The organism is Nonlabens agnitus, assembly GCF_002994045.1.
Taxonomy (GTDB): Bacteria; Bacteroidota; Bacteroidia; order Flavobacteriales; family Flavobacteriaceae; genus Nonlabens; species Nonlabens agnitus.
This window is the reverse complement of the sequence record NZ_MQUC01000003.1, coordinates 1,329,603-1,351,486: the sequence shown is the minus strand read 5'-3', so window position 1 is coordinate 1,351,486 and position 21,884 is coordinate 1,329,603. Positions and strand designations below refer to the sequence as shown.

The window sequence follows — 21,884 nt, the reverse complement described above, 5'->3', positions numbered from 1 at the left end:
TTATTTGATAAAGGTAAACCACTTTTGAAATTGCTCGCCTATGTAGGGTAGTGGTGTAGTTTGGTTTTTATAGGCATCCGCAAAACCTAAAATTGCCATTAAAAAGATAAGGCTGATCAATACAAAAGCGATCCAACCACTAGGTAGAATGCTGCCAAATGCAGTAATCAAGAATGCGATACAGGCAATCCCCAACATTTGCCTGTGATGAAAGGCGGCAAACGGCTGATTCCTGTTGTAGTTTAGTAAAATGGCAACTCCTAACACGGCGATGAAAAGCATGAGATGTACATACAAAAATAACGCACTTGCATAAGCTAAAAGCGCTAACGACTTGCCTTGTGGATCTTTATTCATTCCAAATCAATTTACCGTTATTATAAACACCCAGGACTTTTCCGGTCATTTTAGAACCTAGGAAAAGGCTGTTTTTTGATGTGCTTTTGAGTTTGTTCTTATCCAAAGTGCTAGTTCCTTGCGGAGTGAAAAAAGATAGGTTTGCTGCTGCACCTTCTTCAAGTTTAGGTATTTCTAGCAAAAATAATTTGTATCCTGACGTTAGCAATCTTATGATGGTATCCTGATCTAACTTTTGGCTCAAAGCGCCGTAGGCACTTTCTAAACCAATCGTACCATAATCTGCCTGATCAAACTCTACATTTTTCGCCTCAATGGTCAACGGGATGTGATCTGTCGTGATCATGTCCACGGTACCTGATTTAATATGTTTGATCAGATTCTTATTCTCACTGGCTTCCCTTAATGGTGGCTGCACTTTAAAGTTCGTGTCGTATTCGTTCAGGTTTTCGCTATTCTTCAGTATATGGTGAACAGACACGCTACAGGTGATGCTAAGGCCTTCTTTTTTGGCCTTTTTAATGAGGTCCAATGATGCACCTGTTGTTACCGTTGGTATGTGTAAGGCGGCACCTGTATATCTTGCTATTTCGATGTCTCTAGCGATGCGTAATTCTTCGGCAAACTTAGGTATGGTTTTTAAGCCTAATTGTGTGCCAGCCGCATCTTCATTGACCATTCCTTTACCAGCGATTTGAGCATCTTGAGGAAAGGATTGAATTATCGCATTAAATGGTTTCACATATTGTAAACCAACTTTTAGCAGGTTGGCATTTTCCAGTGAATGCTTAAAATCATAGAAGGACACCGCACCTGCTTGATGCATATCATAAAGCTCTGCAAGATGTTCTCCTTTTTGATCGATCGTAAAATTACCTACAGGATGAAGAGTCGTGGCATGTCCAGCACTAATGGATTTTAAATAGTTGATTCCTGATGCATCTTGTGGGTTAGGCTTATTGTTAGGATTGAGCATCACATGAGTAAAGCCACTGCTGGCAGCAGTATCCAGCCCGTTTTTCATGGTTTGACGCTCTTCAAATCCAGGTTCACCAAAACTTACGCTACTATCAAACCAACCTATGGACAAGTGGAGATCCTCGTGATCAATAACTTGATCGGCTTTTGTTTTGATGGATGTGGCTATGTCTTCAATAATTCCATCCTTGATGAGAATATCCATTCTCTTATCGTGATAATTACCATCTGGATGATGGATGTGCGCGTTTTTGATTAGGATCATTTCAGGAATTTTAAAATCATTAATTCACAAATAAGAAAAAACAATGCACCGGCAACGAACCATTTCCAGAGTTCTAATCGATTGTTTTCTCCGTTCAACTCTTGGACAAAAGCACCTATCTCACTGAGTACTGGAGCACCAATTTCTTCATCAGAGTAATAATCGGATTGATTTTCAATTCTGGATGCATTGAAAGAAACATATGCGATGGACTCATCTTTAAGCATGACATCATAATTCGCAGCATGATTGATCTCAGCACCAGTAACTATGGTGACAAAAGAATTATAGGCTCTTTGTTCTGGTATAATGCGGTCATTATCCAACTGTAGTTCCAGAATCTGATCTTGTTGCAGCGATTTAGGGAAACTAATTTCATTGCGTTGGGACATAGGGTAATAAAGAACTCCAGCGCTGGTATTTCTCAACCCCATTTTATAAAACACGGGAACTATTAATGGAGAGTTTTGAAAATTTGAATTCTCTTCATTGAGCGGTGAAGCAAATAAAAAGGTATTTTCAAATTGGCTCAAAAACGAACTACCATCATCAAAAGATAGAATTGAATTACCACCAGCATTTTGAAAAGCCGTGGAGCTTACCTTAGGGTATTGGAAATTAGTCACACGTTGACTAAAAACGTTCTGCAAAATTGGATGGTCAAAATTGATTCCAGTGATTCGCTTTTCTACGACAGATGGTTCTGAACCACGTAATCCATTCAAAGCTTCATATCCTGATGCGTCACTAGAAGGAATGATGATCAAAGTGTTCCCAGCTATTGTAAAGTCGTTCAGTTCCTTAGCTAATGCAGGGCTTATGACTTCTAATTCATTGATAACGACTACTTGTTGATTTTTGATACTATTGTAATTGACATTACTTGGAGTCGCTGTCGTGTAATCAAATTCGTCACCGGTGTAAATGCGTTTTAAAAAGTCGTTCTCGGTATTGTTGATGTGAAGTACGCTGATTTTTTCTCTTGTATTACTCGAGATGAACAAACGATTGTCAAACTGCAAACCGTCGTCTTCGATTTGGATCGTTCCTTTGAAAGAGTTGATGTCAGATAATGCAAAACTTGCTTCACCACGCTGATCTTTAAGACTCGCAGATGTTTTTGCAACTAATAGATCATCATTAAAAAAACTGATGGTTACCGGTTGTTCTTCATCAAAATTGGAGGATAATGATAATTGGATGGTGTGGTCATTATCATTGGTCATGGATATAAAAGCAGAATCAATGCTGATATTCTGATACTCTACAGGAATAAGCTTTACAAAACGAGTGTTCCACGCCTTATCGGTAGAAACAAATGGACTGTTTCCAGATCGCTGAAAATCTGAAATCCATATGAACGAAATATTATCATTGCTTCTAGGCCTGAAGGAGTCGGCTTTTAAAAGGACTTGCTCTGGGCTGAGTTGGGCGGATGAATAGGAGCCCGATAGCAATTCATTGGCGATCTCTTGTTTGGTTACATTTTGAAAAGAAGCAACGTTGGTAAATAACGAAAAGCTAAGTCCAGAAGGTAACTTTTCAATCAAATCATTGACCGCTGCTTGATACAGTCTGCCATCAGTTCCCTTTGCTTGTAAACTGTTGGAATTATCTAAATAAATCACCAGATTTTCATCGAGCTTCAAACCAGATTCTGTTGGGAAAAACGGTTGTGCAAATGCAAATACGATAGCAGCAATTGCTAAAAGTCTAGTAATTAGAGTAAGCCATTTTTTAAGCGTACGACTTTTTCTAGTTTGAGTGATTAGAGGTTCTAAAAAAGCAACATTAGTAAAAGCCACTTTTTTAAATTTCCTAAGCTGGAAAAGGTGAACAATAATCGGTATTAGGAGGAATAAAAGCCCGTAAAGTAGATTGGGATTTTTAAAAAGCATCGATTATCTAAGATTACTCAAAGATAGGATGTTCCCTAAGATTGACCAACATGTTTTGCAACGGTAAATGTAAAGGTTGTTCCCACGTTTAATGCGGACTTACATTTTATAACGCCACCCAATTTATCCACTAAAATCTTTACCGTAGACAAACCTATGCCATGACCTATCTTGCCACTGCGGTCTGCTTGATTAAGCGTGGTAAATAATTTGAAAACCTCTTTTTGTTTGGCTTCTGGTATTCCTATGCCATTATCAATGACTGAAATACGGTAATATTTATCACATTCTGTCGCGGTAACTTGAATTCTAATCGATTCGCGATGGTTATATTTTAGACTATTGCCCACAAGATTAACCAGAATCTGTTCCACGACAGATTCATCACACTGCATTTCCATGTTTTCTTCAGGAAGTATGAACTGGATAAAATCTTGACGCATTCCTAACATCTCTTCAATATTGAGAAGTACTGTGTGAATATCAAATTTGTCACCTGTATTGAATACCATGTGTTCGCTCTCGTAGTGTGTCAGAATGTTATCGATATAATCTCTCATTGAAAAAGCAGCAGATTTGATATCTGCTAGGTAGTTAACTCCAGCTGCATCCAACTTATCCGCATACCTTTGTCTAATGACATCGCTAGTCATGATCATGTTTGCTAGTGGCATTTTCATGTCATGAGAAACGACATGGGCAAAGTTTTTGAGCATGTCGTTCTTTTCCTTTAGAACTGTTTGCTTTTTTTCAAGCTTCAATTTGTCCTTACGCAACTGCATTTGTCGCATGATCAACTGGCTAATCATTTTAAGCGAGTCTTTTTGTTCTTCACTTAATTTTCTAGGTTTATTGTCAATGACGCAGACCGTTCCTAATGGCAGGTTCTCACTGTCCATTATGGGAACTCCAGCATAAAATATGACTGGATCTTCTGCCTTGACATATGGGTGATGCTTGAAGTAGGGATGAAGCCTTGTATCCTCAATATAAAAGACGTCTTGATCGCTAGCTATGGCGTGTGAACAAAAACTCAGGTTTCTAGGCGCTGGCGGTAGATTGAATCCGTATTGTGATTTGAAATTCACTACATCACGTTCCACGATGGATATAAGGCCCTTGGGAATGCCCAGTAATCGACAGGCCATATCAAGCAGTTGATCTAAATCATCAGTAGGTACCTCTGGCTGTACGACAAACGAATTCAAATACTTAAGGCGATCATCTTCAAGATGATGTAAGGGAGCTGGAGTCATCTGTGGCTGGTATTATATGGTTTTTAAAGATATAACTAATCTATTATAAAACTTTTAACTACTTATTCTAAATTCCTACAAATCTTTAAAAACGCCTAATCCAAAAAGCGCATAATCATACTTAACGGGATCTGCCGGATCCAGTTTTCTCAAGGCTTTATCCAGCTCCAGCACTGCTTTTGCATCGTTTTGCTTGCGCTTCAACAGTTTCAGTTTTCGGGAAATATTACCAGTGTGTACATCTAATGGTAGAGATAGTTCGCTCATCGACAACTGGTTCCAGATGCCAAAATCCACTCCATTTAAATCCTTTCTTACCATCCATCGCAGGAACATGTTGATCCTTTTGGCGCTGCTGTTTTTTAGCGGGTCGCTTACATGCTTCTGCGTTCGCTGCAAATGTTCGACCTCAAAAAATCGTTGTTTGAACCTTGAGATTCCTTCCTGTAGATTAGTGGATGCTTTGTTCGCTTTCGCGAAAGCGAATTCTAAACCACCATCTCGCAACTCTATATCTTGCAGTGCTCTCATAAAGGTCTTGCAATCATCGCTGTTGAAGGTGCGATGTACAAATCCTTCAAATCGATCCAGATCTTTAGGCTGAAAATTCCGAATAAAATCTGCTGGAGAATGATCCATAAGTTCCATCAATCGATCTGCATTGTTGATGATGGATTTACGGTTGCCCCATGATATTGTGGCGGTCAAGAAACCGGAGATGGCGATATCCTTAGGGTCTGTGAACCGGTGCGGTATCTGGATAGGGTCATGTGGGATGAAATCTGGCTGGTTGTAGATCTCTACCTTGTGATCCAGAAATTCCTTGAGCTCCTTTTTATTCATGGTGTACAAATCTACCGTCACTCATGGTAAGTGTGCGATCTGCAAGTGTTGCTAGTTCTTTATTATGGGTAACAATGACAAAGGTCTGGTTGAAATTCTTGCGCAGGTCCAGTATGAGTTCATGAAGGTTTGCTGCAGTATTGCTGTCCAGGTTTCCCGTGGGTTCATCTGCAAAAATCACTTTGGGGTCGTTGATTAAGGATCGAGCTACCGCAACGCGTTGCTGCTCGCCACCACTTAGCTCATTAGGTTTATGGTGAATGCGACCTCCTAGACTCAGGTATTCCAGTAATTCCTGCGCACGCTTTTCTGCTTCTGCCTTTGATTTCTTATTGATATAGGCAGGAATACAAACATTTTCTAATGCCGTGAACTCTGGTAACAGTTGATGAAACTGAAAAATAAAACCCAAAGACTGATTGCGAAAATGACTTAACTGTCGTGAGGATAATTGGGTCACATCTGTACCATCGATGATCAAGGAAGAATTGGCCGCCTTATCAGGCTTTTCCAGTGTACCCAGGATATGCAACAGTGTGGTTTTACCAGCACCTGAACTACCTATAACACTCACAATCTCTGACTCTTTGATGCTTAGGTCAACGCCTTTGAGCACCTGCAAGTCATCATAGCTTTTGTAAATATTCTTTGCTTCAATCATGGTTGTAAAGGTAATTGCTTTTAAGTGGAAGAAAACCAAGTTTTGGCCTCATTCACGTCTATGAAGTAGGTGATACGCAGACTCAAATTATGTCTAACCGGCTGCATAAACAATTCATCTAGACTATCCTGAAAACTAATATCGCCTTGATCATCAAAGTTAAAGATGCTGTTGCGATACAATAATCTAGCTTCACTACCTGGTGCAAATCGCCAGCGATAGGACAGGTCCAGATTCCACACATTGAAGTTAGCATCTGGATTTGAGCCTTCATCTAATTCAAAGCTGCTATCTTCAGTAGTGCCATCGTCCTGTAGTTCTTTAAAATCACGGCTAAAGGATGCTCTATTCCAGTTATTTCTAAACGCTAGGCTCAACGCCCGTTTATTATCAAAATTGAACGTTCCAGAAACAGAATTTTCCACACTATGGGTATCTCGACGACTAAGTATGGAAGAGGTGCCATTATTTGTGGTCGTCACAAAGCTATTACGTAGATCGTTTTTGCTCCAGTCAAACCTATAGATCAATAGAAATTTATCACTAAACCTATACCTAGGCGATATATTGAAATCATAGCCTTTTTCTGGATCATCAAAAAGATAGAAGTAGCCACCTCTAATGTCTATCGCAAATTTTTTGCGATAATCTGTAGATATGAATCCGCCGAAGGATTGATTTGCAGCATAGCGCACATTAAGACCAGAGACTCTGGATTCAAACCTGTTTAGATTACGAGTATTTAAGGAGGTATTAAAGCCAAAGGCATTTCGTTCTCTAGTAAAAAATCTGGAACTTAATCTTACATCACTCTGGATGTGAAAATCTGGATCTGCAGATCTTCTATGGCCAGCACCTAATTCAAACCTATAGCTATTGAATATTCCTTTAGGAACAAATTGTTCGTAACGAATCTCGCCATAGAACTGATGGAAATTGGTTCTAAAATTTCTTCCCAAATCATTGGGATCCCAATCATTGCTTATAAAATCATAGGATAATCTAGGTTGCCAGTTACCACTGGTACTTCTCCAGTCTAAGGCTACTGCGGTTCCAGATTTTGTCTCATCTGGCTGGAAGCGGTTGCTCAATTTAACTTGAGCTCTATAATTATTGTTCAAGTCACGATCATTATGATCTACCACAAGTGCTGTCACATTAGCGTCCGTAAAACTACCGTTGCGCAATGTACTTGCGTTTGTCAATGATACTGAAGAATTTGACCCGTACTGTTGATCCAGTACAAATACATTATAATTAGTTAGGGCCTCTGTGACCACATTGCGACGAGATATTATAGTGTCGTTGGCTGGCGTTATTTCTATGCCTTGTATGGTAGCCTCCGTTTTTTCAGTAATGGCATTAAGAAAACCTATACCTAAACCTCTACGGTTTCTTCCAGTAACTTTAACGGCGTTTAGGAGTTTTGCGTTACTAGGATTATCAACGATGTCTTCATTTTCAAATAATTCTATTCTGCCAGCGCCCGAAGGTGTTTGACCTATGCGTCTAGAGAAAAACAGACCACCTTTATTGAAAAGGTCAGTACCTTCAGAAAAGAAGGCGCGGTTCTCACTAAAAGTTTGTTCAAAAGGACCCAAGTTGAGTGTTACCTGATCAAACGCTACCTGGCCAAAATCTGGAATGAGCGTAGCATCCAGCGTGAATGCTTCATTGATTCCATACTTGATATCCATACCGGCACTTATATCAAATTGCTTTTCACCATCGAAAATATCGTAGCTGGATGCAGCAAAAGGATAAAGATTAAGCCTTAGTGGCGGATTGATATTTTTTATGCCTGTTAATAAAGCATCGTATTGTGAAGAAGAACCGGTAGTACGGTCAATATAGTTATAGGAATAGTCCTCGTTCAAATGTCTAATCCTGCGGAATATCTGAAAACTCCAATCTTGAACAAGAGCTTCAGTAAATCGCAGTGTGCGATAGGGAATACGCATCTCTACGTACCATCCATTGTTGTCAATGCTGGTTTCTGACTTGAAAACCACATTGAAACTAAAATCTTCACTTCCATTTTCTGATACGGCGTCGCCCAGCGCATTGGCACTCGTTGCATAAAATCGAGTCTGATTGATTTGATTGTTATAGGTGTTGAGAAAAAAACCAAAAAGATCTGCCTGGGCAAATACCTCATCTCTTTGTGAGAACTGCCTTAAGATGCGCTCTGGTTCGTTATCATACATATAACCAGCCACATACAGAGCATTATCATCATAGGCAATTTTAAACTTCGTGGGATGCGTATCTCTTTCATCTAGGCCGCTGGTAGGTTCAATCATCTTGAAATCACCACCTGATGGAATGGATTCCCAGAATGCTTCAAAGGGTTTTCCGTCAATGGTAGGTTGTGTGGTAACCCTTGTGGCTTGATACGTTTTACGTTTTATGTCAGTCTGGTCTGATGAGGATTGCGCTTTCGCGAAAGCGAAATACATAAAAGCTAAGACAACTAAAAAGGTCCTTTTTAGGACAAAAAAATCACGCATTTTGCAAAACTAAAGCAAAAAACCATTTTATAACTAAAGAGTTGTTAAGAATTGATGGGACTGGTGCCTGCGTCGTAACTTGTATAAAAAAGAAAAATGGAAGCAATATTTGCAGGCGGATGCTTTTGGTGTACAGAGGCAGTTTTTCAACGCGTCAAAGGTGTTAGTGAGGTCATTCCTGGATTTAGTGGTGGAAACATTAAAAATCCGCCGTATCGGGAAGTGGTGCAAGGAAGAACGGGCCATGCCGAGGCTATCAAAATCACTTTTGATCCTGAAATAGTAAGTTTTAATGAATTACTACAGGTATTTTTTGCCACGCATGATCCAACGACATTGAACCGTCAAGGTTATGATGTGGGAAGTCATTATCGCAGTGCCATATTTTTCATGAACGAAGAACAGGAAAAAGAAGCTCTAGAGATGATTCAAAAACTCAATGAATCGAATGTTTATGAAAACCCTATAGTTACAGAAGTGTCGGCATCAAAAGGTTTTTACAAAGCCGAAGATTATCACAAGGATTATTACAATAACAATAGAGAACAAGGTTATTGCCAAATCATTATTGATCCCAAAATCAAAAAGCTGATGACAGGATTCAAGGAACTGGCTATTTAAATGGCTTCTACTTCAATAACCTGAGGATCTTTGGCAGCTGCAGGTTTCTCTTTTTTGATCATGTAGGTATAGATCCAGGTGAGCGTAAAGGTTGGTATGATGTCCAGTCCTGGTACCAATTCTTCTATAGTGGTCAAAATACCAGCGGTCTTACCGGTTTGACCTGGATATACCTTGGTCATTAGGTAACCGGCAATAGGTGCCCAAACAATATCAATAAGTTCACCTACAAAAGGAATGGCATAGGATGCCATTCCCATAAGGTCAAATAGAATACTGAAAAATAATTTTGATGATTTTGATTCAAACATGGTTGTTGTCATTTATCACAGAATCTTCAAAATCCGTTCCAATTTTACTAATGCAAGTCGCTGGAAATAAGGTGTAAAAACTCTGATCTAGTCTCTACTTTTTCAAACTGTCCTCTAAAACCACTAGTAGTGGTAGAGCTATTTTGTTTTTGCACACCGCGCATCATCATACACATGTGCGAGGCTTCAATTACCACAGCTACACCTTTAGGTTTTAGCGTTTGATGGATGCATTCCAGAATATCGTGAGTCAAGCGTTCTTGTACTTGTAGCCTTCTTGCAAAAATGTCTACAATTCTTGGAATTTTGGATAATCCAACGATATGGCCATTTGGGATATATGCTATATGCGCCTTTCCAAAAAACGGTAGCATGTGGTGCTCACAAAGAGAATAAAGCTCAATGTCTTTGATGATGACCATGTCTTGATAATCTTCTGCAAACATGGCGCTTTTCAATACTTCTGATGCATCTTGATCATATCCACTAGTCAAGAATTGCATGGCTTTGGCAGCTCTTTCTGGGGTCTTGAGAAGACCTTCTCGTTCTACATCCTCACCCAGGTCTGTGATAACGCTTTTATACTTTTGTTGTATATCTTCGGTTACTTCAATGTTGTACTCTTCAAATACTCTGTAAGGCATTCTATTAATTTTAAGGGGCCAAAGTTAAAAGCAAAGCTTGATGAATTGTATTGTTTTTACTGAAAATTGGCTTTTGGTTCATATTCCCAGCCTATGTCGTTAAGAATTCGTTTTTTTTACGAAAACTTCATAAAAAGTTTGAGATAGTGAAACAGCCTCTTTCCATATAGAATCAATTTGTTTTAAGTTTGTTAATTACCAATATAAAATCATGAATCAAAAAGTAGTTACCCTAGGTGAAGTCCTCATGCGCCTAACCGTTCCCAATCAAAAAAGACTTTTCCAGACCGTAAATTTTGATGTTAATTTTGGTGGTTCTGAAGCTAATGTAGGCATCTCTCTGGCTCATATGGGATTGAAAAATTCACATATCACAGCATTGCCGCACCACGATCTAGGAGAACGAGTGGTACGTTTCTTAAACATGAATAATGTGGGTAATGAAGGAATCGTGAGAAAGGATGGTCGTTTGGGAATCTATTATTTGGAATGCGGTGCCATGCAACGTCCTTCAAGAATTGTCTACGATCGATTTGATACTACGTTTTCATACCTGAAAGAAGATGAAATTGATTGGGATGCTGTATTTGAAGATGCCAACTGGTTCCATTATAGCGGTATCACGCCAGCCATCTCACAATCTGTGGCAGATGTTACCTTGCGAGCTTTGAAAGAAGCAAAGAAAAGAGGTGTGAAGACTAGTGGCGATATTAATTATAGAAGGAACCTTTGGCAATATGGAAAACAACCGCTGGATGTTATGCCTGGATTGGTGGAATTGACAGACTACGTAGTAGGCGGTAGAGTAGATTTAGAGAATTGCCTAGGGATCTATGATGATGATTGGTCGCGCAACTGTGAATTGGTTTTGGAAAAGTATCCTAACATAAAGGCTTTCTCAAAATCAATTAGAGATTCACATTCTGCATCCAGGAATGATTTGACGGTAGTGATGTATAAAGATGGTAAGCTCTACACATCCAAGAAGTACGAAATGAACAATATAGTTGATAGAATAGGTGGTGGCGATGCTTTTATGGCAGGCCTTATATATGGACTACTCAATCTAAATGAACAACAAACCGTAGAATACGCCGTGGCGGCTTCAGTCTTAAAGCATAGTACCATTGGAGATGTGAATTTGAGTAGTAAGGAAGAAATCATGCATCTAGTAGATGGTGATAATGTTGGACGTCTTTTAAGATAGCATATGAATATTGAAACCTTTATTTCCAGGACAGACCAGCATAAGATCGTGCCTGTTTTTTATCACAGCGACCTTCAGACTTGCATCGATGTTGTCAATGCCGCCTATAATGGTGGAGTTCGCACTTTTGAATTTGTGGACCGTGGCGCTAACGCCATTGATACTTTTAGGGAATTGATGAACCGCAAGTCAAAGTGGCCAGATCTAGAGATAGGGATAGGTACTATTTATGATCTACAAACTGCTAAAGAATATATCAATCTAGGCGCTGCTTTTGTCGTTTCCCCATGTTTGGTAGCCGAGGTGGCCATACATTGTCGTGATCATAACGTCTCGTATATTCCGGGTATTGCTACAATAAAGGAAGCATTTGATGCCAGTACCTTGGGTTGCAAAATGATCAAGATTTTCCCTGCAAATGTGATAGGTTCCGCTTTCGCGAAAGCGATAACATCAGTATTACCTCAACTAGCCATCATGCCTACGGGTGGTATCGAGCCTTCTGCAAGTGGGTTAAAAGAATGGTTTGATGCTGGCGTGAACTGCGTGGGAATGGGAAGCCAGTTGTTTGACAAAAATAAGATTAGCAAAAAAGACTATGCAGGATTGTCAAATGACATAGTGGATGCGATCAATAATGCTAATCTTGTAAAATAATTGCGTGAAAAATTACGATTATGCCTATTTAAACGTCATTAATCGATTTACTTAAAATAATACTAACCCAATATTTGGTAAACATAAACTTTCATTGTTTATTTGGTTTGCCAGATTGGTCGACCAAACATTTATGATACACAATCGTCTTAAAAATATTACAGATGTAAAGTTGTCTTCTGGTGATCTAGATCGAGATGACAATACGTTCAACGAGATAAAAAAGCTGATTTCTGACCATCGTTACGAGAAAGGTGACAAGTTACCGTCACAGCGTAAATTGAGTGAAAAGTTAGGTGTAGGGCGCAATCAGATAATGACTGCCCTGCAAAAGCTGGAGTTCTATGGAATAGTGAAAACCTTACCTAAAAGCGGAACGGTGGTAACCGGTATTCAAAACCCGTCTGTCAACATGATGATGTCAGATATTCTGGAACTGGAGTCACCAGATTTTAAATCGCTGGTAGAGTCCAGGCTTATACTAGAAGAGAACGCCGTAAGACTCGCCGCCATACGCAGAACGGATAAAGATTTAGAAGAATTGCAAGAACTGCATGGCGAATTTGTGGAGCGCATACTAAGTAACGAGCCAGCACTTTCAGAAGATTTTGCTTTTCACAAGGGATTAGTAAAAGCAAGTAACAACAATGTGATTTATAGCTTAATGAGCATTATTGTTCCAGACTTGATTGCCCATTTGAATGCAGAACATATTTGTGATAGGTCTGAGGTGAGTATGCTTATTAGTGAACATACCACGATCTTAGAAATGATTGAGAACCAGGATGAAGAAGGTGCCGTGAAAGCGTTGAAACATCACTTTAGGTTCCTCTATCAATACATTAAGAAGTAACATACAGGCTGCCACCTGTATATTTAAAAAAAGTAAAGCACAGGCTGCCACCTGTGCTCTAGGGTAAATAAATAATCGAAAAGAGTTGAACCTCTTTATATTGCAAAAATAGGTAGTATTTACTTTTCTTATCTAAAAAGGAATGTAAAAAGTATCTTTTTGATGTAAAGTGGTTCCATTATTACATCAAACATGAAAAAAATCCTATTATTCGCACTCGCCATTACCTTATCAACTATATCGTTTGCGCAACAAACCAGGGAAATCACTGGTATTGTAACATCATCTAGTGATCAAGAGCCTATACTAGGTGCAGTGATACAAGTCTTAAACACCAACCGGGCATCTGTCACAGATCTTCAAGGTCGTTTTACTATTCAGGCTGGACCAGAAGAAGTACTAGTTATTAGTTCGCTAGGCTTCAAGACCCAAAATATACTCGTAGGCGATAAGAGTTCTTTTGAGATTCAAATGGTGCAAGATCAAGAGCAACTCGACGAAGTCATTATCGTTGCTTACGGTACGGAGTCTAAAAGCAATTTGACCAATTCTGTCGCACAATTAAAGAATGAAAATCTTGATGAACTTACCTATAGTGGTGTATCTGATGCGTTAAAAGGTAAACTCGCAGGAGTACAAATCACAAATACTAGTGGTCAAGTTGGAGAGCCTGCTAATATCAGTATTAGAGGTCTATCTTCCATTACCGCCAGCAGTAATCCATTGATTGTCGTGGATGGATTCCCTATCGATGATGCTCTGGAATTCATTAACCCAAGCTCTATCAAATCCATTGAAGTACTAAAGGATGCAAGTTCTGCTGCACTCTATGGATCGCGTGGTGCAAATGGTGTAATACTAGTTACCACAAAAGACGGTGATGGAGAACCATCTTTTTCTTTCAAAGCATTTACTGGAGTAAAATCCATTCTTAGGTTACCAGATATTCTCAATACTACAGAAACCACAAACTTTGAACGCAATGAAAGACAGTTAAGAGAGAATGCCCTAGCCCTAAGAGAAAATAGGACTCCTAACACCGTAGGCTTTACCAATGTAGAATTAGCTAGTCGTATCATTGCTCAAAACACGAGTCTTGATGGTAATGGGACAGATTGGTTAGATGCCGCAACCAGAGATAATACGACCATTCAGAATTATCAATTTGATGTAGGTGGTGGTAGCCGCTTAACAAAATATTATTTCTCAGGTCAATTCATTCAAGATGAAGGAGTTCTTAAGGATAATGAATATAGAGCGTTGAATCTTCAGGCTCGTTTTAGTACTAAACTTAGTGATGATGTAAAAATCGGTATAAACTTTAGACCTTCTTTTTCAAGACAACAGAGAAGTGCCCAACAATTTTCTGATTTTGCAAGAAACTACAACTTCTTACCTACTAGACACAATCAATTTTCTAGTGATTTGACAGGTGAGCCCGTTGGAAGCTATGCTCACGCTAGACACTTTAGAAATTTGGACTTTTCTATTTTGGACGAGAATGGAGTTCAGAATGATTTCACCATATCCAGCATTTGGGGAACTCGAAATAATAATCCCTTAGCCAGATTAGAGCAGGAAGAACGTTTGCGTTACGAATATAGATTCATAGCAGATGGAAATTTAGATTGGAAAATTGCCAAAAACTTGACTTATCAAGGTAGAGTAGGAGCCTACTTCCGCTTGAGAACTGATGAGGAGTTTAGGAGTTCGCTAGCACGTCAGGATGGACAATCCTATTCTGAAGACGTCAATGGAATACGTAATCGTGTCATTACAGAGCATACCCTTGATTACAATTACAAAACTGGTAAGCACAATTTCAGCGCGCTACTAGGTGGTACTTACGAATACACGTTTTTAAAAACCAGCAGCTTGGTTGGAAATAATTTCCCGACCAATTTTATTCAGACCATTAATGCAGCTACCATAATTGACGCAGATAACAGCTTTACTTTAAAAGAGGAGATAGGATTGCTATCTGGACTGGCTAGGGTAAATTATAATTATGACAACAAATATTTATTGTCTGTTGCAGCAAGAGCAGATGGAAGTTCTCTTTTTGGTCCTAACAATAAATACGGTTTTTTCCCTTCAGCAAGTGCTGGCTGGAATCTGCACAATGAGGACTTCTTTTCTAAGAATGTTCCCGTGTTTGATCAATTTAAGTTAAGAGCAAGTTATGGTGTGGTAGGTAATAATAATATTGACAATTATTCTTTCACTAACCTTTTATTCCCAGCAAACTACTCCTTAGGAGATGGCGGTGGATCTATCGCTTCAGGTCTTGCTGAAAATGGAAATACATTAGCTAATAGAAGCATAAGTTGGGAACAGACAGATTCTTTTGATGTAGGATTGGATCTAGCGATATTAGATAAGCGTGTATCCATCACGACAGATTACTACTATTCTATCACTCAAGACCTTTTGTTGAATCAGAACATTTCTTATGCTACCGGACGCGACAATTTTATCAATAACGTAGGTAAAATTCAAAATCAAGGTATTGAATTTACCGCCACTACAGATTTTGATTTTGGTGGACTCAACTGGGTGTTCTCTGGTAACATAAGTGCCAATAGGAATAAGTTAATATCCCTAGGCGGTGAAGAGCAATTCATCAATAATGGAGAGCGCGAGGATCAATACATTTCACGAGTTGGAGAAGAAGCCATACAGTTCTATGGTTACAGAACCATAGGTATATGGCAAAGTCAGGAAGAAATTGATAATAACCCAAGTTCGGCGGAAGATGCACCTGGTGGCTTAAGGGTAGCAGACATCAATGGAGATGGTGTGATTACAACCGCAGATAGAACAACCACAGGAAGTCCATTTCCAGACTTTACTTGGGGTATAAGCAACACCTTTAAATACAAAGGTTTTGATCTCTACTTCTTGTTTCAAGGTAGTCAAGGTGGCGAGGTATTCTATGGTGATGGTTTCTATCTTGAAACCCGGGCTATTCATACTGATTTTGTTCAAGGTAGATGGATTGATCAAGACATACCTGCAAGTAAACCATTTGAACGCAATGGTCGTGAATGGACAGCAACAGACTACTTGATTCAAGATGCGAGTTATGTAGCGTTGAGAGAAGCCGTTTTGGGATATACGTTCAAGGACAAAATCACGAGTTCTTTAGGCTTGCAATCCATGAGGATTTTTGCATCTGCTCAAAACCTGCTCTACTTCTTTGCAGACGATTATTACGGTAACAACCCTGAAGAACTAAGAAACACCAGCCAGTATGCATCGCCATTAGTTTCTGGTTATCAACGAGGAGCAGATCCTTTGACAAAACAATTTGCAGCAGGTATTGATATTACATTCTAAAAGCTATTATGAAAATGAAGACATACATATTAAGAACAGCCGCAGCCTTAACAATACTGTTATCACTACAGTCTTGTGAAGACGCTATAAATCTAGATCCTATATCAGACATTGGAGCTGATGGGTTTTATTCCAACACTCAAGAGGTTAATCTAGCCGTAATAGGAATTTACAATTCACTACACCTTAAACAACTGGATGAATGGGTAGTGACAGAACTACGCAGTGATAATACACAACTTAGTTTTGACAATTCCCAAAATGCAAACGTTCCGTATCGACAGTTAGATCGTTTTGTTTCCAATCCATTAAATGAATTCACGGCCAGTTACTGGCGTGCATCCTACAAGACGATAGGTTTAAGCAATAATGTTTTAGCAAATCTAGATGCTGTCACAGATGCAGAACTAGGGCTGCAGTATGAAGGTGAAGCAAGATTTCTAAGAGCTCACAGCATGTTTAATCTTGTGAGACTGTATGGTGGTATTTTTATAGTTACCGAGCCCATTGCACCTCAAGAGGCAAGAAATCTAGAACGAAAAAGCATTGAAGAAGCCTATGCGGTTATCATAGAAGACTTAGAATTCGCTTATAACAATTTGCCAGAATCTTATGGATCTGACCAAATAGGTAGAGCCACAAAATGGGCTGCTGGAGTAGAATTAGGGAAAGCATTACTTACCCAAAAAACTGCGGCTTCTACTACCCGAGCAGAGATTGTGCTTAGGGATGTAGTTCAAATGAGCGGTGGTCGATTACTTCCCAATTATGAGGATGTATTTGATACCAACAATGAGTACAATGATGAGATTTTCTTTGCGGTTAGATATCAATCAGGTCTGGTAGGTCTGGGATCTCCTTTTGCTAATTTATTTGCGCCTTTACAAAGTGAGAACAACGTCGTTTTTGGTGGTGGTGATGAATTCAACATACCTACCGGTGACTTTGAAACGCTTTATTCCAGCAACGACCCTAGAGCTGACGTCAACCTGGCTTTCTCATGGGTCGATTCCCGTAATAATGTGAATATGGAGAGATTTGTGACTAAATACAACGGCAACTTCAACAACGTTGACGATGCCCCAAATGATTGGGTAATTAGCAGATATGCAGATGCCATACTGCTACTTGCCGAGGCTATCAATGAAAACAATGGTGCGCCTACTCCAGAGGCCATCGGTTATCTTAATGATGTACGCAATAGAGCTAACCAAGGCGATATTCCAGATGCCCAGGTAGATTCATTCTTTGATTTCAAACTCGCATTAGAAGAAGAACGCCGCAAGGAGTTTGCCTTTGAAAACCACAGATGGTTCGATCTATTGAGAACCAATCGCGCGGTGACCGTGATGAACAATCACTTTGCCACTGACTTTCAGTACAATGACCCAGATCAGCCATTTTTTAACACACCACCTATTCAACCATTTCAGACACTATTGCCTATACCGCAATATGAAATTGACTTGAATCCTAGTGTGGCTCAAAACGTAGGTTACTAATGAATAAGAAGCTGGTTCTATCCTTTGTGGCTGTTATGTTTTTCGCTTTCGCGAAAGCGCAATTAAAACCTGCCAAAGATGCAAAGGAACTAAAGTCTGTAATTGCCACTGCCATTCCAGGTGATACGATCGTCATGCTCGATGGTGAATGGAAGGATACAGAAATAAAATTTGAAGCAAGCGGAACTGCGGCGCAACCCATCGTGTTGAAAGCCCAATCGCTAGGTAAGGTGAAGCTCACTGGTAATAGTACCTTGAGAATAGGAGGCGATTATCTTGAAGTACATGGATTGTGGTTTGACAGTGGCCAGGTTGATGATGAACATGTGATACGTTTTGAAACAGGTTCTGATAAGCCTGCTCGATACTCTCGATTGTCAAATACTGCCATTACCAATGTGACTACAAAACACCAGGATTCTACCAACTATTACGTCTCTCTTCACGGTATCAATAATAGAGTAGATCACTGTGCCTTTATGGGTAAAGTGAATAAAGGTCCAACGCTTGCCGTACGTTTAAAGAATAGCGAAAACAATCAACATAGGATCGATCACAATTACTTTGGAGAGCGCAGGGAATTGGGAATCAATGGTGGTGAAACGATACGCATAGGAACTTCCACCTATTCCAAGGCCAGTTCTAGAACGATCGTTGAAAACAACTTTTTTGAAAAATGTAATGGTGAGATTGAAATCATTTCCATCAAGTCTGCCAATAATATTGTTAGGAACAATTTATTTCTAGAAAGTGAAGGCGCGATTACTTTAAGACATGGTGATTATAATTTGGTTGAAGGAAATGTCATCATAGGCAATGATAATCCTAACGTTGGAGGCATTCGCGTAATCAACAAAGGTCATGTGATTCAAAATAATGTCATGATAGGTGTTAAGGGAACTGAGTATCGCGCTCCATTATCTGTGATGATGGGAATACCTGACGGGCCTTTAAACGGCTACGATCCGGTGGTAGATGTGGTCATACAAAATAACACGATCATCAACTCCAGTCCTATTGCCCTAGCGATAGGTACCCGTGATAATGCTACCGTGGCACCTCAAGGTGTTGTAATGGCTAATAATTTAATCTATAATACTGAAAGAGCCTTGGGAATCCAGACTTTTGACAATATCTCTGGCATTGAGTTGAAAGGCAACAAAATGAATGACCTCACCATAGCCGATTTTAAAGGAGTTGATATATCGACATTTGACATGGTCCCAGCGAACAACATTTTGATTCCATCCAAAGAAAGTGATGAGGCACTTACGGGAGTTGCTACAAGTCCCAAAGCAAGAATTGACGCAACTGGTGCCCTTAGATCTTCCATCAAGGTTGGAGCAATCGTACCCGGAAATTTCAAAGCGCCATTAGCTTTGTCACAGGAATTCGGAACCAGTTTTGTCAACATTAATGATTTGAGAGAACAGGTAATTGAACCCGAACCAGAAACGATTACCGTCGAACCAGGTCTCAAAACCTTGGAAAAAGCTCTTAAAAAGTTAAGCGGTCCAGCTACCATTATTTTAAGAGAAGGTGTGTATGAAATGGAAAAGGGTTTTAAAATCACACAAGACCTCGTCATTAAAGGTACAGGAAAAGATAAAACCTTCCTCAAGATAGCCTCAGGTGCAGAAAGTGCACCTCAATATTATTTTAGAATAGAAAGTGCGTTAACTTTTGATATAACAGGTTTGACGATGGACGGTAATGTAGGCAAGGAAAGTGTGAAGTATGCCATTTCTTCTCCTAGCGAGGGCAATGGGTCTATTTATAAAGTAAAAGTTAATGAAGTTGCCTTTCAAAACTTCATAGATGAAAATGGAGCAGTATTCAAAGCCTATAAAGGAACCATGGCTGATACTATATCTATTTCAAATTCTGTGATCAAAAACTCGTTTAGAGGTTTAAACCTATCTTATGAAAAGGACGGAAACGGAAAATATAACGCTAACCACATCATTATTAGCAACTCAATCTTCAAAGACATTGAGCAATATGCGGTTCATTTTTACCGTGAGGGATCCAATAGTTTAGGAAATGGAGGAAACATCAAAATTGACCATTCTGTTTTTTACAATGTCGATAACAATGAAAAGGGACGAATCATTAGAGTTGATGGCATTGAAAACGTACTTATAACCAATAGCGTTATTGATGCAAGTCCCAATACCACCAACACGATACGATTAAACGGTACTAAACATATTATGGTGAATTCTGTGATTAATAATTCCAGTAAAATCAAGGTATCTAATGGTGCACTTACTAAGGGCGTTGATTACAAGGATCCCAAATGGAAAGACTTAGAAAGCTTTACGATTGAGGAGAACTCTCCACTTAAAGGAGCCGCTACGGACGGCAAAGACATCGGATTAATTCAATAAAAAAATGAATATGAAAACCTATATAAACAAATTCTTCCTACTAGCTACTTTGATAGTATTGGGAGTTTCCTGCGAGGCAGATCTTGAAATTGATCAGACCGTAGAAGAAATTAAATCGGCGCAACCAACCATTACTTCCATTAGTCCCACTACAGCCGCGGTCAATTCAACGGTAACGATTGAAGGTACATTCCTAAATTTTGCCACCAAAGCGTTCATTGGAGATATTGAAGCCCAAATAACCTCTAGAATTACGGGACAAAGATTAGAGATTCAGGTTCCCAACAACGCTTTGCCCGGTATTGTAAGAATCGTAACCGAACAAGAGAAGGAAGCCTCAAGCACTGAGCAACTTTCCATAACTTATCCAGAGCCTACTTTTACTGGTACATTACCTACGGAAGGATTCGTGAATTCAACGATCACTATTCAGGGTAATGCTTTGACATCTATTACAGATGTCAAATTTGGTACGGTAAGCGGTGTTATTGAGTTTCAGGAAGAACAAGCTTTGGTGGTTCGTATTCCAAACAACCCTGGAAATGTAGACATTACTTTGACCTATTTATCTTCAAATGGACCTGTTACCCAAACGATAGCAACAGGATTTGAAGTCATCTTACCGCAACCAACCATAGGAGGATTCCCTAGTGTTTTCAATAGAGATCAAGAGGTAATCGTTATAGGTCAAGATATGAATTTGATAACCAGTGGAACAGTGAAGAGAGAAGATGCTAATGGAATGGTACTGGAAGAAGGTGATATAACCTTTACAACACAATCACCTACAGAAGTAAGATTCATGGTTCCATCAAACATTTTAACTGGTTATGTAGACGTCACACTAAATTTTGATGGCGGTGGCGTGATTACAAGAGAAGGAACTCCATACATTAATGGACAGTTTGCCCAGATTTATGAATTTGACACTACTGGAATTGATGTTATGGCAGCTGAAAGCGGTAGAAACCCACAGCCAATTCGTTCAATCAATGGTAATGTCGAACAACCTCCTTTTCCAGGGACTCAATATTTTGCTTCAGAACTAATTCAAGTAACTGGTAGCACACAGATTCGTCCTAGAATGCATGAGACGGCTGCTGAAGCTACAGCAGATATTTTGGATGCTGGTAACTATGGAGATAATCCAGTGCTTCACTTCTGGATGCATACAGAAAATACAGAACCTAATCTTAATATTTACATAGGTGGTACAGGTAGCGCTAACAGGAGATTATTTGGTGATTATCAAGACGTAGGTCCCAATAATAATATTGATTTAGATTTGAGCCAATGGAATCTCTATGCCGTAAGAGTAAAGAATTTTATACCAGATGTGAATAGTACTGCTGGAACTTTTGAACTTAGAATAGCAAGAGGATCAGATACTGGTGGACCTGCTGGTAGTGGTTCTAAATTTTTCAATTTTGACTGGTTTATTGTTACCGATGCGGTGCTAACCGAGTTTGGTGCAATCGATATTACAGACGATTTTCGTCCAGCTGGATAGAAGGATTAAAATTTACTCTACGCAATCTAAGTGTCTCGATAGGCACTTAGATTGCGTTTTAAGATGTATCAATATCAACTCT

17 protein-coding genes are annotated in these 21,884 nt (G+C 39.4%); 8 read left to right on the top strand and 9 right to left on the bottom strand.

Features of this window, described 5'->3' with window-relative positions; translation table 11 throughout:
* The 7 genes from BST86_RS06255 to BST86_RS06225 all read right to left on the bottom strand — a co-directional run bounded on the left by BST86_RS06255 (nt 1) and on the right by BST86_RS06225 (nt 8,768).
* Nucleotides 1–357, bottom strand: coding sequence for a heparan-alpha-glucosaminide N-acetyltransferase domain-containing protein (locus BST86_RS06255; protein ID WP_105982517.1), 357 nt, complete (start codon nt 355–357; stop codon nt 1–3).
* Nucleotides 350–1,600, bottom strand: coding sequence for a dihydroorotase (locus BST86_RS06250; protein WP_105982516.1), 1,251 nt, complete (start codon nt 1,598–1,600; stop codon nt 350–352). Before BST86_RS06250 ends, BST86_RS06255 begins: the two co-directional genes overlap by 8 nt.
* On the bottom strand, nt 1,597–3,498 hold the full coding sequence (locus BST86_RS06245) for a BatA domain-containing protein (protein ID WP_105982515.1): 1,902 nt from the start codon (nt 3,496–3,498) through the stop codon (nt 1,597–1,599). The genes BST86_RS06250 and BST86_RS06245 overlap by 4 nt, the downstream gene beginning before the upstream one ends.
* Before the next feature lie 35 nt (nt 3,499–3,533).
* Nucleotides 3,534–4,754: a sensor histidine kinase gene (locus BST86_RS06240; RefSeq protein WP_105982514.1), complete on the bottom strand. Its 1,221-nt coding sequence runs from the start codon at nt 4,752–4,754 to the stop codon at nt 3,534–3,536.
* Nucleotides 4,755–4,829: 75 nt separating this feature from the next.
* Entirely contained in the window at nt 4,830–5,597 is a 768-nt protein-coding gene (locus BST86_RS06235; protein ID WP_105982513.1) for a TIGR02757 family protein, read from the bottom strand.
* On the bottom strand, nt 5,590–6,258 hold the full coding sequence (locus tag BST86_RS06230; RefSeq protein WP_105982512.1) for an ABC transporter ATP-binding protein: 669 nt from the start codon (nt 6,256–6,258) through the stop codon (nt 5,590–5,592). Before BST86_RS06230 ends, BST86_RS06235 begins: the two co-directional genes overlap by 8 nt.
* A 20-nt stretch (nt 6,259–6,278) precedes the next feature.
* Nucleotides 6,279–8,768 carry a DUF5916 domain-containing protein gene (locus BST86_RS06225; protein ID WP_105982511.1) on the bottom strand — a complete coding sequence of 830 codons (2,490 nt, stop codon included), beginning with the start codon at nt 8,766–8,768 and terminating at the stop codon, nt 6,279–6,281.
* A gap of 96 nt (nt 8,769–8,864) precedes the next feature.
* Here BST86_RS06225 and msrA point away from each other — a divergent pair, with 96 nt between their 5' ends.
* Nucleotides 8,865–9,389, top strand: coding sequence for a peptide-methionine (S)-S-oxide reductase MsrA (msrA, locus tag BST86_RS06220; protein ID WP_105982510.1), 525 nt, complete (start codon nt 8,865–8,867; stop codon nt 9,387–9,389).
* Here msrA and BST86_RS06215 read toward each other — a convergent pair.
* Together BST86_RS06215 and folE are read right to left on the bottom strand one after the other, a co-directional pair.
* Nucleotides 9,386–9,712, bottom strand: coding sequence for a hypothetical protein (locus tag BST86_RS06215; RefSeq protein WP_242446479.1), 327 nt, complete (start codon nt 9,710–9,712; stop codon nt 9,386–9,388). The two genes, msrA and BST86_RS06215, sit on opposite strands and share 4 nt — an antisense overlap.
* A gap of 35 nt (nt 9,713–9,747) precedes the next feature.
* Entirely contained in the window at nt 9,748–10,344 is a 597-nt protein-coding gene (folE, locus tag BST86_RS06210; RefSeq protein WP_105982508.1) for a GTP cyclohydrolase I FolE, read from the bottom strand.
* Nucleotides 10,345–10,555: 211 nt separating this feature from the next.
* On the opposite strand from folE, the gene BST86_RS06205 reads away from it, so the two are divergent.
* From BST86_RS06205 to BST86_RS06175, 7 genes are all read left to right on the top strand, one after another.
* Nucleotides 10,556–11,551 carry a sugar kinase gene (locus BST86_RS06205; protein WP_105982507.1) on the top strand — a complete coding sequence of 332 codons (996 nt, stop codon included), beginning with the start codon at nt 10,556–10,558 and terminating at the stop codon, nt 11,549–11,551.
* A 3-nt stretch (nt 11,552–11,554) separates the two neighbouring features.
* Nucleotides 11,555–12,208: a beta/alpha barrel domain-containing protein gene (locus BST86_RS06200; RefSeq protein ID WP_105982506.1), complete on the top strand. Its 654-nt coding sequence runs from the start codon at nt 11,555–11,557 to the stop codon at nt 12,206–12,208.
* Nucleotides 12,209–12,341: 133 nt separating this feature from the next.
* On the top strand, nt 12,342–13,061 hold the full coding sequence (locus BST86_RS06195; RefSeq protein WP_105982505.1) for a FadR/GntR family transcriptional regulator: 720 nt from the start codon (nt 12,342–12,344) through the stop codon (nt 13,059–13,061).
* Nucleotides 13,062–13,253: 192 nt separating this feature from the next.
* Complete coding sequence (locus tag BST86_RS06190) at nt 13,254–16,400, top strand: SusC/RagA family TonB-linked outer membrane protein (RefSeq protein WP_105982504.1); 3,147 nt, start codon at nt 13,254–13,256, stop codon at nt 16,398–16,400.
* A 14-nt stretch (nt 16,401–16,414) separates the two neighbouring features.
* Nucleotides 16,415–17,902, top strand: coding sequence for a RagB/SusD family nutrient uptake outer membrane protein (locus tag BST86_RS06185; RefSeq protein WP_172443319.1), 1,488 nt, complete (start codon nt 16,415–16,417; stop codon nt 17,900–17,902).
* Nucleotides 17,902–20,292, top strand: a complete 2,391-nt coding sequence (locus BST86_RS06180; protein WP_105982502.1) for a polysaccharide lyase 6 family protein — start codon at nt 17,902–17,904, stop codon at nt 20,290–20,292. Before BST86_RS06185 ends, BST86_RS06180 begins: the two co-directional genes overlap by 1 nt.
* A 10-nt stretch (nt 20,293–20,302) precedes the next feature.
* Nucleotides 20,303–21,802: an IPT/TIG domain-containing protein gene (locus tag BST86_RS06175; RefSeq protein WP_172443318.1), complete on the top strand. Its 1,500-nt coding sequence runs from the start codon at nt 20,303–20,305 to the stop codon at nt 21,800–21,802.
* Nucleotides 21,803–21,884: the final 82 nt, after the last annotated feature.

Bases quoted from the DNA above. Each gene is read 5' to 3' on its own strand.
- folE (WP_105982508.1), bottom strand. From the start codon at position 10,344: ATGCCTTACAGAGTATTTGAAGAGTACAACATTGAAGTAACCGAAGAT.
- BST86_RS06180 (WP_105982502.1), top strand. From the start codon at position 17,902: ATGAATAAGAAGCTGGTTCTATCCTTTGTGGCTGTTATGTTTTTCGCT.
- BST86_RS06200 (WP_105982506.1), top strand. From the start codon at position 11,555: ATGAATATTGAAACCTTTATTTCCAGGACAGACCAGCATAAGATCGTG.
- BST86_RS06235 (WP_105982513.1), bottom strand. From the start codon at position 5,597: ATGAATAAAAAGGAGCTCAAGGAATTTCTGGATCACAAGGTAGAGATC.
- BST86_RS06185 (WP_172443319.1), top strand. From the start codon at position 16,415: ATGAAGACATACATATTAAGAACAGCCGCAGCCTTAACAATACTGTTA.
- BST86_RS06230 (WP_105982512.1), bottom strand. From the start codon at position 6,258: ATGATTGAAGCAAAGAATATTTACAAAAGCTATGATGACTTGCAGGTG.
- BST86_RS06250 (WP_105982516.1), bottom strand. From the start codon at position 1,600: ATGATCCTAATCAAAAACGCGCACATCCATCATCCAGATGGTAATTAT.
- BST86_RS06190 (WP_105982504.1), top strand. From the start codon at position 13,254: ATGAAAAAAATCCTATTATTCGCACTCGCCATTACCTTATCAACTATA.
- BST86_RS06175 (WP_172443318.1), top strand. From the start codon at position 20,303: ATGAAAACCTATATAAACAAATTCTTCCTACTAGCTACTTTGATAGTA.
- BST86_RS06255 (WP_105982517.1), bottom strand. From the start codon at position 357: ATGAATAAAGATCCACAAGGCAAGTCGTTAGCGCTTTTAGCTTATGCA.
- BST86_RS06215 (WP_242446479.1), bottom strand. From the start codon at position 9,712: ATGACAACAACCATGTTTGAATCAAAATCATCAAAATTATTTTTCAGT.
- BST86_RS06205 (WP_105982507.1), top strand. From the start codon at position 10,556: ATGAATCAAAAAGTAGTTACCCTAGGTGAAGTCCTCATGCGCCTAACC.
- BST86_RS06225 (WP_105982511.1), bottom strand. From the start codon at position 8,768: ATGCGTGATTTTTTTGTCCTAAAAAGGACCTTTTTAGTTGTCTTAGCT.
- BST86_RS06240 (WP_105982514.1), bottom strand. From the start codon at position 4,754: ATGACTCCAGCTCCCTTACATCATCTTGAAGATGATCGCCTTAAGTAT.
- BST86_RS06195 (WP_105982505.1), top strand. From the start codon at position 12,342: ATGATACACAATCGTCTTAAAAATATTACAGATGTAAAGTTGTCTTCT.
- msrA (WP_105982510.1), top strand. From the start codon at position 8,865: ATGGAAGCAATATTTGCAGGCGGATGCTTTTGGTGTACAGAGGCAGTT.
- BST86_RS06245 (WP_105982515.1), bottom strand. From the start codon at position 3,498: ATGCTTTTTAAAAATCCCAATCTACTTTACGGGCTTTTATTCCTCCTA.